Source organism: Bacillus sp. JK74 (assembly GCF_053663395.1).
Genome location: NZ_JBSJQB010000002.1, coordinates 702637 through 716352, shown reverse-complemented (window position 1 = coordinate 716352; position 13716 = coordinate 702637). Strand labels below are relative to the sequence as shown.

The 13716-nt window shown below is 46.6% G+C and carries 17 protein-coding genes; 9 read left to right on the top strand and 8 right to left on the bottom strand.

Going from position 1 to position 13716, the window contains the following annotated elements:
- Positions 1-8: 8 nt before the first annotated feature.
- The 6 genes from ACWJJ5_RS07930 to ACWJJ5_RS07905 are packed head-to-tail and all read left to right on the top strand — an operon-like array spanning position 9 to position 2884.
- Positions 9-380 (top strand): XkdW family protein, encoded by a 372-nt coding sequence (locus ACWJJ5_RS07930; protein WP_070081681.1) that lies wholly within the window; start codon positions 9-11, stop codon positions 378-380.
- A 4-nt stretch (positions 381-384) separates the two neighbouring features.
- A complete protein-coding gene (locus tag ACWJJ5_RS07925) occupies positions 385-582 on the top strand; it encodes an XkdX family protein (protein WP_003154819.1) in 198 nt (65 codons plus the stop codon).
- Between the two features lie 56 nt (positions 583-638).
- Complete coding sequence (locus ACWJJ5_RS07920) at positions 639-1400, top strand: phage portal protein (RefSeq protein WP_146276587.1); 762 nt, start codon at positions 639-641, stop codon at positions 1398-1400.
- Positions 1401-1451: 51 nt separating this feature from the next.
- On the top strand, positions 1452-1715 hold the full coding sequence (locus ACWJJ5_RS07915; protein ID WP_146276589.1) for a hemolysin XhlA family protein: 264 nt from the start codon (positions 1452-1454) through the stop codon (positions 1713-1715).
- Between the two features lie 13 nt (positions 1716-1728).
- A complete protein-coding gene (locus tag ACWJJ5_RS07910) occupies positions 1729-1992 on the top strand; it encodes a phage holin (protein WP_003154813.1) in 264 nt (87 codons plus the stop codon).
- Positions 1993-2005: 13 nt separating this feature from the next.
- The gene (locus tag ACWJJ5_RS07905; protein WP_045207177.1) at positions 2006-2884 is read left to right on the top strand and encodes an N-acetylmuramoyl-L-alanine amidase; all 879 of its coding nucleotides are present in this window, start codon (positions 2006-2008) and stop codon (positions 2882-2884) included.
- Positions 2885-2918: 34 nt separating this feature from the next.
- Here the strand turns inward: ACWJJ5_RS07905 and ACWJJ5_RS07900 are convergent, their stop codons facing one another.
- The 6 genes from ACWJJ5_RS07900 to ACWJJ5_RS07875 form a co-directional block, all read right to left on the bottom strand.
- Positions 2919-3044: a hypothetical protein gene (locus ACWJJ5_RS07900; RefSeq protein WP_003154809.1), complete on the bottom strand. Its 126-nt coding sequence runs from the start codon at positions 3042-3044 to the stop codon at positions 2919-2921.
- 96 nt (positions 3045-3140) lie between these two features.
- Positions 3141-3311 carry a type II toxin-antitoxin system SpoIISB family antitoxin gene (locus tag ACWJJ5_RS07895; protein WP_003154807.1) on the bottom strand — a complete coding sequence of 57 codons (171 nt, stop codon included), beginning with the start codon at positions 3309-3311 and terminating at the stop codon, positions 3141-3143.
- The gene (locus ACWJJ5_RS07890; protein ID WP_057079950.1) at positions 3312-4058 is read right to left on the bottom strand and encodes a type II toxin-antitoxin system SpoIISA family toxin; all 747 of its coding nucleotides are present in this window, start codon (positions 4056-4058) and stop codon (positions 3312-3314) included. It lies immediately after the preceding gene.
- 103 nt (positions 4059-4161) lie between these two features.
- Positions 4162-5160, bottom strand: a complete 999-nt coding sequence (locus ACWJJ5_RS07885) for an inorganic phosphate transporter (protein ID WP_003154805.1) — start codon at positions 5158-5160, stop codon at positions 4162-4164.
- Positions 5161-5172: 12 nt separating this feature from the next.
- Entirely contained in the window at positions 5173-5790 is a 618-nt protein-coding gene (locus tag ACWJJ5_RS07880; protein WP_003154804.1) for a DUF47 domain-containing protein, read from the bottom strand.
- A gap of 285 nt (positions 5791-6075) precedes the next feature.
- On the bottom strand, positions 6076-7392 hold the full coding sequence (locus ACWJJ5_RS07875; protein WP_003154801.1) for an APC family permease: 1317 nt from the start codon (positions 7390-7392) through the stop codon (positions 6076-6078).
- A gap of 323 nt (positions 7393-7715) precedes the next feature.
- On the opposite strand from ACWJJ5_RS07875, the gene ACWJJ5_RS07870 reads away from it, so the two are divergent.
- From ACWJJ5_RS07870 to ACWJJ5_RS07860, 3 genes are all read left to right on the top strand, one after another.
- A complete protein-coding gene (locus ACWJJ5_RS07870; RefSeq protein WP_176283281.1) occupies positions 7716-8666 on the top strand; it encodes a ring-cleaving dioxygenase in 951 nt (316 codons plus the stop codon).
- A 183-nt stretch (positions 8667-8849) separates the two neighbouring features.
- Positions 8850-10988 carry a glycosyltransferase family 39 protein gene (locus ACWJJ5_RS07865; protein ID WP_454022327.1) on the top strand — a complete coding sequence of 713 codons (2139 nt, stop codon included), beginning with the start codon at positions 8850-8852 and terminating at the stop codon, positions 10986-10988.
- A gap of 11 nt (positions 10989-10999) precedes the next feature.
- Positions 11000-11971 (top strand): glycosyltransferase family 2 protein, encoded by a 972-nt coding sequence (locus ACWJJ5_RS07860; RefSeq protein ID WP_204530487.1) that lies wholly within the window; start codon positions 11000-11002, stop codon positions 11969-11971.
- 86 nt (positions 11972-12057) lie between these two features.
- Here the strand turns inward: ACWJJ5_RS07860 and ACWJJ5_RS07855 are convergent, their stop codons facing one another.
- Together ACWJJ5_RS07855 and htrA are read right to left on the bottom strand one after the other, a co-directional pair.
- Positions 12058-12234: a hypothetical protein gene (locus ACWJJ5_RS07855; RefSeq protein WP_165408949.1), complete on the bottom strand. Its 177-nt coding sequence runs from the start codon at positions 12232-12234 to the stop codon at positions 12058-12060.
- A gap of 100 nt (positions 12235-12334) precedes the next feature.
- Entirely contained in the window at positions 12335-13684 is a 1350-nt protein-coding gene (gene htrA, locus ACWJJ5_RS07850) for a serine protease HtrA (protein WP_152036128.1), read from the bottom strand.
- Positions 13685-13716 lie beyond the last annotated feature (32 nt).

Genomic DNA, 13716 nt, shown 5'->3' with positions numbered 1-13716 from the left:
GCGAGAATATGAAATTAATATTTCCGTATGACAATGACAACATTTATACAGGCACTCCGGTTGAGCTTTATCCGGATTCTGAGACAGGAGATTATATGATGCCGCCTAACGCTGCGGACTTTCCGCCGGAAATAAACGGCGAAGGCATGTGGCGCCCATTTTTTGATGAAGAGAAACATGAATGGGTGGAAACCGCTGACGAAGCATATAAAGAGAGCTTAAAAAAAGATACGGCTCCCGATTCAAACCAGCTTGCGGGCCTCGGCGGACAGCTGGCGAATGAGAAATTGGCCAGAAAAGCAGCCGAACAAGCGCAGCAGTCACTCGGCAGGCAATTAGCGTCTTTAAAACTGGAACTCTTACACGTAAAAGGAGAATGAAAAAATGAAAAAGCTTAACTTTTGGGTTTACGCCTTGTTTTATGAGTGGGCCTCAACAGAAATGGTAAAACAGGCTATGGGCTATGATGACTGCTCTGCCGAAGATCTGGCTGAAGGTGTGGCCGCGAAGTATATCACGCCTGAGGAATTTCAAGAAATAACGGGTGAAACATACGAAAACTATAAAAATGCTGTGTCATAAGCCAAACGGCTTTTTTTATTTGTCATTTTTAATAAATGAGAAAAGGAGGACGGCCGATGAAAAAGCATTCATTTGAATTTCCCGCCGATCAACTTGGCAGGCCCGGCGCCGTAAAAGCTTATCGCGGTAACAAAAACGATTATGTCACACCGATTGCTGATTTGTCCGGAATGGCAGAGCTTCTTACCAATACGCCGCTAGAAGCGATTGAAGTCTACAGCCAATTCGGACAAGACCGTTTAGGAGCCGTCTTAATAGACAGAGCACAGGGGTGGGCTTATTCGGACCGCAGCGGAACTCTTTTTATCGAAGAGAGCGAGGATAACAATTCGTGGACAGCTTCACATTCTGTCGCAGTAAAAGGCGGAGTGCTGACCGCTTCGGGGTGGGTCTGCCTGACAAAAAGATATTACCGGTTCCGTTTTGAAAATGGAAATCAAAAACAGTCCGAATTTGTTTTATACCAATCTGTCGGTTCGGGCGGTGATATGGCGTTTTCATATACAGACGTGATTTTTCATGAAAATGCAGCAGAGGCGGGCGAGGGAAGCATCTTCTCAGCGGGCGCTTGGAAAAAACTTCTCGTCGAAATCACCGGCACGGCTGAGTCGGGCCATGTCGCGTTTTGGGGGAGATCCATCTCGGGAAAAAATGTGCCGATCAGAGGAATCAGGTCTGATGACGGGACATCAGCCGCCGGTACGTCAGGCACAGAAGAAGTGTGGTCATTTGATATTGCCGGCTTTAAGGAAATCCTCATGGAAATCAAAAGCATTTCCGGCGGGAGCCTTTCTGTCAAAGGCACGGCATTTTCTTAAGAATGAAGCTTCCGAAGGGAGGTGAGAACAATGTAAGAGGGGGGAGCGGAAGTGCTTCTGGATGAACAAGCGGTGCAAAAAGAATTCGCAGGCATCAAAGGTGAACAAAAGGTGCTTGAACAGCGGGTAGCCGTATTAGAGCGGGTATCAGACCGGCAGGGTCAGCAAATCATGACGCTGAATGAAAAACTGAACAAAATTGACGAAAACACAACATGGATTAAGCGGACCATTACAGGAGCGATCGTGACAGCAATCTGCACGGGCGTCATTGGCGGAGCCATCGCCATCATGTACAATCTGCTGCAAAAGTAAGGGGGAAACCGATATGAAATTTGCGGACAAAGGCACGGTCGTCAGGACGGTGCTTCTTTTGCTTGCTTTATTGAACCAAACTTTGCTGATGTTCGGCAAATCGCCGCTGAATATTCAGGAGGACCAGGTCAGCCAGCTTGCAGATACGCTGTATGCCGCCGGGTCGGCCGTTTTTACAATCATAACGACTGCCGCCGCCTGGTTTAAAAACAATTATGTTACAGCAAAAGGGAAAAAACAGCAGGCTTTATTAAAAATAAACAATTTATCGAAATAGGAGAGATGAGAATATGGTAAAAATCACACAGGATTTTATCCCGGCAGGAAACAATAACCGCCCAGGCTATGCAATGACACCGATTTACATTACGGTGCACAATACAGCCAATACCGCAGTCGGAGCTAACGCCAAAAGTCACGCAAGCTATGTGAAAAATCCCGATACACCGACAAGCTGGCATTTCACAGTCGATGATACGGAAATTTATCAGCATCTTCCGCTGAACGAAAACGGCTGGCATGCCGGTGACGGAAACGGGGACGGCAACCGTAAATCCATCGGTATTGAAATTTGTGAAAATGCAGACGGCAACTTTTCACAGGCCGTGGCAAACGCCCAATGGCTCATCCGCACATTAATGACGTCGCACGGCATCCCGCTTGCGAATGTCGTTGCGCACAAGCATTGGTCAGGAAAGCTTTGTCCGAGAAGACTGCTGGATACATGGGATGAGTTTAAAGCGGGAATCGGTTCTGAGGAAAGACAGACGTATACCGTCCAAAAAGGAGATACGCTGTCGGCGATCGCGCGGAAATTCGGCGTCAGCGTGGCCGATCTGCAGAAATGGAATAACATCGCTGACCCGAACCTGATTAAAGTCGGACAAGTGCTGATCGTCAGCCCGCCGGTTGAAGCACTGTATTCTCTTCCGGACGAGGTGATTCAGCTGACAGAGCCGTACACGTCCGGTGAAAAGGTATACCAGGTGCAAAACGCGCTCGCCGCGCTTTATTTCTATCCTGAAAAAGGAGCTGTCAATAACGGCATTGACGGTATCTACGGTCCGAAAACGGCAGATGCCGTGGCCCGCTTCCAATCTGTAAACGGACTGACGTCTGACGGCGTCTACGGTCCCGCTGTAAAAGCGAAAATTCTGATGCAGCTTTAACAAAAAAGGCTGAGTCCCGTTCACATTGCGGGATTCAGCCTTTTTTCTTTTTTAACCGGTTCAATAGCCCGAGATTCCTCGCCCGCATCCTCAGCGAATAAGCGGAAAGCCCGAAGCGTCCGTAATCCACAAACTTTACACGCCTGACAATTTTCTTCACATCATCACCTGTCGCATCTCTTTGTTGGTTTTATTATATGAAAGATAAGGAAAAAAGGAATAAGGACAAGAGCCGTGTCTCCTGTCCTTAGTGTAATCAAGCTTTTTTTTGTTTATACTTGTCAATCAGCCGCTCGTTTTCTTTGAAAATTCTGGCGGTATGAGGGCTGACCTGGTAACTTGCGATACTTGTCATTGAACGTTTTTTAAACATTTTGAACGGTTTCGCTCTTTGTTCCGGCTGCCCGTTTTGAAATGCCTGCTCCATTTAACCGTCACCTTCCTCTTCTATTGGCAGCATTAAATCATAAATGCTCGTTAGCGATGTGAAAAGCAAATAATCGAATTCCGTCAACAGGTTTTCCGACGTGAGTTTGATCACGTAATGGCGGTTCTGGACTGTAAACGGAATAAGCACAAGCCTGCCTTTTTGATCATAGTAGACGTCTTTACGGTTAAGACGGGACTGAACGTCCGCCGCATCAGGCATATGCTCCGTCAAGCGGTCCTTATCCGATTGTGCGGAATAGTCGCACAAGGAAGCCGTGACATTCATTTTTTCTCCATAAGCTGCCAGCAGTCTGCTGATGCCTTCCGCATAAGCTTCTGTACTTCCATAATATACATGGATCGGTTCATTTTTCAACAGATATTGATAGGTTTTCAGTTTTTCAAGATAGGAGTGAAGCATTTCGTTATTTTCTTCTAAAATTTCCCGCGTATCCGTCTCTAATTCATTGCCGGCGAGCTTTTTGATATACGCGCTCAAAAAGATAAACGCATCAATAAGGGCAAAGCAGACGGCAACAATCAAATATTGTCTCCATGCGGCAAAGAGCGATTCGGGATCATATGTCCAATAGACCATGGCGCCTACTACAAATAGTAAATACCACGTTTTACGGATGGCAAACATTTTTTCTTTTACCTTTGCCTCATACCGCCAGGATGCGTACACATATAAAATGAGTGCGGCCGCCATCGTCCACACCATGATCTGAAAAAACAAAAGCATGAGCATCCCTCACAATTCGAAAAATGGTCTGCTATGTTCATTCTATGTCATGACATCATTTTCCTGTCACAAAAAAACCGCTTCTGTAAAGAAGCGGATGTCATCAGAAAAAGAGATCTAAGATGAAAAAGGCGATGGCGCCGAGTGTACCTGCAATCGGCAGGGTGATGACCCATGTAATGAGCATCCGTTTAGCCGTTCCCCAGTTTACGCCTTTTACGCGGTGGGAAGCACCCACACCGAGAATGGAAGACGAAATGACGTGCGTCGTGCTGACAGGGAGATGAATAAACGTGGCCCCGAAAATAATGGCTGCGCCGGTTAAGTCGGCAGATACGCCGTTTACCGGACGGATTTTCATAATTTTTCCGCCGACGGTTTTAATGATTTTCCAGCCGCCGATGGATGTGCCGAGGCCCATTGCCAGGGCACAAGAGAGCTGCACCCAAAAAGGAATGGCATCACTTTTATGTAAATTGGCCGTCATAAGCGCCATCGTAATGATACCCATCGCTTTTTGCGCGTCGTTTGTTCCGTGTGTATAGGACTGAATGGCAGCCGTCAAAATCTGCACTCTGCGGAAGCGTTTATTTGTTTTCGCCAGATTGCTGTCTTTAAAAATCAGCTTCACGATCGAATATACGATAAAGCCGAGAACAAAGGCGATAATCGGCGATAAAATAAGTGCTTCGATAATCTTAATGAACCCTTTATAATTAAGCGTCGCAAAACCTGACGCTGCAATGGCCGCTCCGGCGATCGCTCCGATAATCGCATGTGAAGAGCTGCTCGGAATGCCGAAATACCATGTGATCAAGTTCCAGGCGATTGCGGCGAGTAGAGCCGCCAGAATGACAACTGACCCGTTGTCTAATGTATAAGGATTCACAATGTCCTTCGTAATGGTTTTCGCCACACCGGTAAATGTCATCGCTCCGAGAAAGTTCATGATGGCGGCCATGACGATTGCGTGCCGCGGCTTCAGCGCTTTTGTCGAAACTGAGGTGGCGATTGCGTTTGCGGTATCGTGAAATCCGTTAATGAAGTCAAATACCAAAGCGCATATGACAATTAATATCGTTAAAAGTAATAGAGTATCCATTATAACCCCTCGTTACGCGTTTTTCATAATAATGGTTTCAAGGTTATTGGCAACGCTTTGGCAAGAGTCGGCAATTTCCTCAAGCGTTTCGTAAATCTCGCGGTACTGAATCACTTTAATCGGATCGGTTTCTGTGCCGAACAGATTTTTTAATGATTTACGGTGCAGGTTATCACAGCTGTGCTCGTATTCCTTAATTTTAATGGCGTGAGGGTGAATGTCCTTCAATCGGTTTTCTGCAAGCAGCTCAATCGTGATTAAAATTTCCTTCGCGCACTCTCTGATGTATCCGCTGAACTTATCGATATGCTCATCTGAAGAAGTGATCGAGAAAATCTCCATCATTGCAGAAAAATGTTCGATTCCGTCAAGCACGTCATCGAGGCTGTTTGTCAGCTCAAGGATGTCTTCACGTTCAATGGGAGTGATAAAAGCTTTGTTCAGCTCTTTAATCATGACATGAACATGATTATCTCCTTTTGTTTCAAACTCTTTTAACGTATCGGCAAATTCCTTTAAAGTCGTCTGGTTCGTCACTTTAAAGTTGACAAAGTATTCTGCGGTTTCGTCTATGTTTTTTGCGATTTCTGTTAAAAGGAGTGAGAACTTATCTTTTTTTCTTTTTATCATTAAAAACCCTCCATTGTTTGAATGAGACAATGCACACATCAAATTATTATATAGCCTTTTGTCGAAAAAAAACAGATAAAGTCGAAAAAAACGCCTCTTGATTTTTTCGTAAAAACGTGTCTCATCCTGTTTTTCTTATGTTACCCACTTCGCCAAAAAAACGTAACATACTTCGAATTCAGACATCTTGCTTAAAAAGTATAACAAAAGATGTGAATTTGCTGTCAACTTTTGCACGTGATTTTGCCAGAAAAAAAACGGCTCCCGTAAAAGGAACCGTTTTTATCAGTTTTTTCTGCCGTTTTTCAGCCAAAAATAAAGCGGCAGCCCGGCGAGGCCGATCAAGAGGGACAGCGCGCAGCTGAGTGTATCTGTAATGATCGTGCTGATCAGCACAAACAGTGAACCCGCGATGGCCAAAACAGGAATGATCGGATACAAAGGCACGCTGTAGGCGCGCGGTTTTCCGCCGCTTTTTTTTCTGAGAATAAACACGGCGAAAAAAGCCATGACGTAAAAAATATAAATCATGAAAATAGAGATTTCAGACAGCTTATCGGGATTGCTGGCGATCATGAAAATAATGGCCAGCGCGATCTGAAATGACACGGCAATCCACGGAGTGCGGAACGTCGGATGCACCCGCGAAATCTGTCCGGCAAACGGCAGCTGTTTCCGTTCCGCCATCGCAAACGAGACACGCGGAAAAGCGAGAATCTTTCCGTTTAAACAGCCGAAGATGCTGACGATGATTCCGACGCTGATCAATTTTCCCCCGATGTCGCCAAACAGCATTCCGGCAGCGGTGCCGGTCGCATTTTCACCGAGTTTGACGATGTCGGTCGCAGGAAGAATGTGCAGCAGCGCAAAGTTAATGAAAAGATAAATGGCGGTGACGACCAAAAGTCCGCCCGTCATCGCTCTCGGGAGCAGCTTTTCCGGATTTTTCATTTCGCCGCCGAGTGCCGCAAGCAGAATCCATCCGTCATAAGCAAACAAGGTGGCCAGTATGGCAGCGCCGAAATTCATTTCCGACATGCTGCTTGTGACGGCTGTGAAAATATGCTGATCGCCTTTCCAAAGGCCGAACACGATCATGCAGATAATCGGAATCAATTTGCCGACAGTCGTAATTCCCTGTACGATGCCGCCATATTTCGTTCCGATAATGTTAATGATGCTTAAAAACAAAACGGCTGAAATTCCGATCAATTTAGACCAGCCGGAATCCCAATTGAACAAGTGCGCCATCAAAGAGCCGAAATACAAGCCGATTGCTCCGATAATGGCGGGGCCGTAAATGATAATTTGAACCCATCCGCACAAAAAGCCCCAAAATTCGCCGTACACTTCTTCGAGATATGTATAAAGTCCGCCCGTTTTCGGAATCTGAGTGCCGATTTCCGCAACGGTCAAGCCGCCGGCAAGCGTCAAAATGCCTCCTAACAGCCACGCGATAAGCGCGGTTTTCGCATCACCGGAGTAGGCAAGCACGGCGCCTGGTTTCATAAATACGCCGGAACCGATGATGGTGCCGATAACAAGTGAGAGGGCGATGGTAAGGCCGATCTCTTTTTTAAGTCCATTCTCTTCAATCTGCATATCCTTTCCCTCCAGATGTAAAATCGTTATGCTGAAAAAACTATTTTCCATATTGTAAACCCTAATTGCTGAAACACGAATAAAATAAATTTTCTGATTTTGGTGTTTTGCCTAAAAGATAAAGGTTTATGCTTTTGAGAAGGAAAAAATACTGTTTTAAAAGCGAACGTTAATGGTTTTTTTAATATCAAAAGTTCGTTATTTTGAGAACGGCAGTCTGCAGACCGTCTGTGAAGCAGATGGGTTGACTTTACGATCCGGATAACATAAATTGTATATATAAAATATCTCGAAATCGAGATAATTGACTGGAGGATAACATAATGAAAGTTAATGGAATACACCATGTATCAGCATTGACGGCTGATGCGCAGAAAAATTTAGATTTTTATCGAAATATCCTGGGGCTGAAGCTTGTGAAAAAATCGGTAAACCAGGATGAACCGACGATGTATCACTTATTTTACGGTGATGAATCAGCCAATCCGGGATCGGAATTGACGTTTTTCGAGATTCCTCGGATCGCGCCGTTCCATGCGGGGACAAACAGTATTTCTTCAATCGGCCTGCGTGTTCCGGATGCACAAGCGCTTCAATATTGGAAAAAACGATTTGAAGAGCATCAGGTCTCTCACAGTGAGATCGTGAAAATAGCGGGCAGGGACACACTCGCTTTTCAGGATCATGAAGGACAGCGGCTTGTGCTGACAGCTGACGAAAAAGGAAAAGACATCGGTGAAGCGGTGAAGCAAAGCGGCATACCGGAAGAATATTCTTTCCGCGGTCTTGGTCCCGTTGAATTGACCGTCCCGTACCCAGAACCGACGCTGCGTGTGTTAACCGATGTGCTGGGCTTCACTGAAATCGGGAAAGAAACACATGAAGACCGGGGCATGGTTACGGTGCTCGAATCCGGAAACGGTGGCGCGCGTACAGAAGTCCATCTCATTGAAAGAAACGATCTTCCGCGCGAGCGTCCTGGAAAAGGCAGCGTGCACCATGTGGCCTTCCGTGTTCAGAATGAGGAGGAGCTTGCTTTATGGCACCGCATCATTACGAAAGAAGGTTTCAGCAACTCAGGCATTGTAGAGCGTTATTATTTCAAAGCGCTGTACTTCCGGGAACCGAACGGAATTCTGTTTGAATTGTCAACGGACGGTCCGGGATTTATGGTTGATGAAAAACCTGAAGAGCTAGGCAAAACGGTTGCGCTCCCGCCTTATCTCGAACACCGCCGTTCTGAAATAGAAGCGCGGCTGAAACCGATTCAGTAAATCAGAAATAATGAAAGATGCCTCCCGGCTTGACGGGGGCATCTTTTTTTTGCTTTTTTACCCGTTTTGTCATTCTTTTTACCTATTTGTAAACGGCAAAATAATTGTCTTTGTTTATTAATAAATTTTTCACATTTGGTTGTTACACTTGTTCAAAGTTAAACAAAAGGAGTGAAAACACAGGTGAAAATGAAAAAACGCGAGATAGACGCGGTCTTAATCCTCATTTTACTCGCTTCCGCATTCTTGAATATGTACAACATCTGGAATGACGATACGGTGAATCCTTATTACACCGCAGCGGTAACGAGTATGCTTCAAAGCTTTCATAATTTCTTTTACGCTTCATTTGACGCAGCCGGATTTATCACGGTAGATAAACCGCCTGTTACATACCAGATTCAAACGATCAGCGCGCTGATATTCGGTATGCACGGGTGGAGTGTCATCCTGCCTCAGGCATTGGCGGGGGTAGGTTCAGTTCTATTCATGTACTTATTAATAAAGCCGACGTTCGGAAAAACGGCGGCGCGCATCGCTTCGTCTGTCATGGCGTGTACGCCGATTGCTGTAGCCGTAGCGCGCACAAACAATGTCGATGCGTTACTGGTCTTTTTCCTCTTGTTCGCCACATGGCTTCTCTTTAAAGCGATTCGAAAAGGAAAACTGATCTGGCTTTTGGCGGCATTTTTTGTCGTCGGAGTAGGCTTTAACACAAAAATGCTTCAGGCTTATATGATCTTACCGGCCTTCTTGCTGTTCTATATGATGGCGGCAAATACCACGATTAAGAAAAAAATCATTTCACTGGTAAGCGCGCTGGCCGTATTAGCAGCCGTTTCATTGTCATGGCCGCTCATTGTTGACAATATTCCTGCCGGCAAAAGGCCATATGTCGGAAGCAGCCAGACAAACTCCGTATTGGAATTGGCTTTCGGATATAACGGGATTCAGCGGCTGACGGGGCAAAGTTCCGGCGGCCAGGGCGGGCCCGACGGAAACGCATCGAAAGAGATGTCTTCTTCCGGCGGTTCTTCACAAATGCAAAAACCGCCCGGCCAGTCAGCAAGCGGAGACAAATCACAAACCGGCAGTATGACGGCACCTCCATCTAACGGCCAAATGCCAAGCGGCGGTCAAGGAGGCCCTCCAAGCGGCGGAGACGGCGGCAATGGCGGTCCTGGCGGAGGAAAAAGCGGTACAGGCACCGGCTCGAAAATGCAGTCAGGTTCAGGAATGTTCGGTACGGGAACACCCGGTCCGCTGAGACTCTTCCAACAAGAATTATCAGATCAGATCAGCTGGCTCCTGCCGTTTGCGATTTTTGGATTGGCCGGTTTATTGATCGCCGGGGCGAGAGAAAGAAGAAGATTATCAGCAGAACAGAAGGAAACGATCTTTTGGGCAGCGTGGCTTGTGCCGATTGCCGGATTCTTCAGTGTGGCGGAATTTTTCCACCATTATTATCTCATTATGCTGGCGCCTCCGATTGCTGCTCTTACCGGTGCGGGATGGGTCGCCCTCGTTCATCTGTACCGCGAGCAAACAGGCTGGAAAACTTGGCTTCTGCCGGCCGCTATTTTTGTGACAACCGGATTTGAGCTGTTTATCCTCAGAAACTACAATGATCAAATCGGCGCGGGCTGGAGCATCGGAGCAGGTGTTATCGGCGCAGTGGCTGCAATCGCCCTGTTCGTGTTCAAACAGCGTCAAAAACCGCTCAGTTACTATGTTTCACTTGCAGCCCTTCTCGTCTTGATGGTGATGCCGATTTATTGGGCGAGCACACCGCTTCTGTACGGAGGCAACAGCTCATTGCCTGAAACAGGCCCTCAGCTTGCGTCAGCAAGCGGAAAAGGCATGGGAATGGATAACGCATCTGTCAATACAAAACTGATCAACTATTTAGAGAAACATAACGCCGGAGCAGACTATCTATTTGCTACAACCGATTCCAACACAGCGGCGCCTTACATTATAAAAACGAAAAAAGCGGTCATGGCGATCGGCGGATTCAGCGGGTCTGACCCGGCCATTACGCTGACTCAATTTAAAAAGCTCGTAAAAGAAGGGAAAGTAAAATACTTCTTAACATCCGGAATGGGCAAAGGCGGAAACAACGATATTGTTGAATGGGTTGAGAAAAACGGAAAGAAAGTATCTTCAGACAAATGGCAATCAAGCACAGATCAGAAAACGAAAAATCATGATGCAGCTGATACAAAAAGCAGCAAGGCCGCGGGTAAAAACAGCCGGATGAGCGGCGGGCCGGGCGGAATGAATCAGTCAGCTTCACTATACGAACTGCAATCTGATGAATAGGAGGAAAAAACATGAGCAGACATATTCAATATTCAATAGTCGTCCCGGTTTATAACGAGGAACTCGTCATTCAGACAACCTATCAGCGCCTGAAAGAAGTCATGGATCAAACAAAAGAGAATTATGAATTGATCTTTGTCAATGATGGAAGCAAAGACCGCAGTATTGAGATTTTAAGAGAGCAAAGTCTGATTGATCCGAGAGTGAAAATTATTGATTTTTCCAGAAACTTCGGACATCAGATCGCGATCACAGCGGGCATGGATTATGCAGAGGGGAATGCAATCGCCGTCATTGACGCCGATTTGCAGGATCCTCCTGAATTAATCCTTGATATGATTGAGCAGTGGAAAGAAGGCTACGATGTGGTGTACGCCGTCAGAACGAAACGAAAGGGAGAAACCTTTTTCAAGAAACAGACGGCTTCTCTGTTTTACCGGCTGCTGCGGAGCGTGACTGATATTGATATTCCGCTCGACACCGGGGATTTCCGCCTGCTGGACAGAAAAGTCTGTGATGAGATGAAAAGATTAAAAGAAAAAAATCCTTTTGTCAGAGGACTCGTCAGCTGGGTCGGCTTTAAGCAGACTGCTGTAGAATATGAACGAGATGAGCGGCTTGCGGGGGAAACGAAATACCCGCTTAAAAAAATGCTGAAGCTTTCCATGGACGGGATCACAACGTTCTCTCATAAACCGCTCAAGGCGGCAAGCTATGCGGGAATGCTCATGTCCGGAGCGGGTTTTCTCTATATGTTTATCGTTTTATACATGAAGCTTTTTACAGACAGCACCATTACGGGCTGGTCCTCTCTGATTGTGATACAGCTGTTATTCAGCGGCATCGTTCTATTAATGCTCGGAATGATCGGCGAATATATCGGAAGGATTTATGACGAAGCAAAAGACCGTCCGCTCTATATCGTGCAAAAAGCGTACGGTATGAAAAACGAAAAGATTTATCGGGACCAGCATATGTCTTAACAAACACCCTGTCCGGCCAGCGGACAGGGTGCTTTTATGTAAAATAAAAGCCACGGGATGACAGAATGTCCCGCGGCTTTTTTCATTCATCTGCGGCCGGTCTGCGTGTGCAGAGAGCGCATGATCAGTCCGGTTCCCGAAAGGTTCAGTAAAATGCTTGCACCAAGCGTCATTCCCCAAGCAGTGTTTTGCTGAGGAAGCTGAATGCTCAGCTGCAGCAAGATCAGGCCGGTAACGACCAGCAAAAGTCCGGTTTGTTTCATGTGTATGTATCCTCCTTTGTACACTGAGTCATACGGCTGATCCAGGCCTAAAGTTTCAGCTGTATATAAAAAAATCCAAGGCGGCTGCCTTGGATTTTTGTTAAGAAGAGGTTTCTTCTTTTTGAGTCAGTTTCATTTTTTTCGTCATTTCCTTGCCGTTTCTGATAATCTTCACGTCAACGGTGCTGCCGACTTTCGTATTCTTGTAGAGAATATTGCGAAGTTCGCTGCCCGTGTCAGTTTCTTTCCCTTTTAAGCTGATAATGATGTCTTCTGCTTTTAATCCGGCTTTGGCAGCAGGGGATCCCTGCGCCACTTCGCGAATGTAAACCCCTTTATTCAGCTGTTTGCCGAAGAGGCCGAGTGTGCCTTCCTGATAGTTTTGCGGCACTTGTTCCAAGTCGATCATGCTCACGCCGATATAAGGGCGCTCCACCTGTCCTTTCGTGAGAAGCTCTTCGGCGATCGGTTTTACATCGTTGCTCGGAATGGCAAAGCCGATGCCTTCTACATCATTTTCGCTGATTTTCATGCTGTTGATGCCGATGATTTTGCCGTCTGTATTCAAGAGCGGTCCGCCGCTGTTTCCGGGATTGATGGCGGCATCGGTTTGGATGACGTTGATGCTTGACTCACCGGCTGACGTGGAGATCGAGACGGTTCTGTTTAAGCCGCTCACGATGCCCTGTGTGACGGTGCGGGAAAGGTCTTTTCCGAGCGGATCACCGATGGCGATGACGGATTCACCCGTTCTGAGAGCGGATGAACTGCCGAAGCTTGCCGTTTTTGTTACGTGTTTATCACTGATTTCTAAAACGGCCAAGTCTGTCAGAGAGTCGCTGCCGACGAGTTTAGCTGTTACATCAGTGCCGTCATATAATGACACTTTAAGGGAAGAGGCGCCTTCGACCACGTGGTTATTCGTAATGATATACGCTTTGCCGTTTGCTTTCTTAAAAATAACGCCTGAACCCGATCCCGTTTCCGCATCATCACCCGACGAATTAGAGTTTGAATCCGAGCTTGATCCGAATCCGAATAAATCGGAACTGCTTTGCTGCTTTTGCAGATTGGTGATTCCGACAATCGCCGGTGAAATGTCTTCCACCATATTCGAAATGCTGCTTGAATTTGCCGATGAGCTGTTTGCCGATTTGCCGCTGCCGGATTCAGAAGATGTCTGCTTAGCGGTTACCGATGACGTTTCCTGAGCGGGAGCCGGATTGGAAGTATCTTGAGTCTGATGGTCTCCAAGCGGCGTAAATGTATAGATGCCGAGGGCGAGCCCTCCGCCGATCACTCCGCCGAGAAGCGGTCTGAACCAGCCGAAGCTTCGTTTTTTCTTGTCCTCGTCCGGCGCGGAATATCCGGCCGGCTGCGGGTTTTCTTTTACTAAAAGGACTTCCTGTTCTTTTTGGTCTGTCCGATTTTCATCACGATAGTTATCCATCATGTTCACTCCGTTTCTCTATTTCATCATAG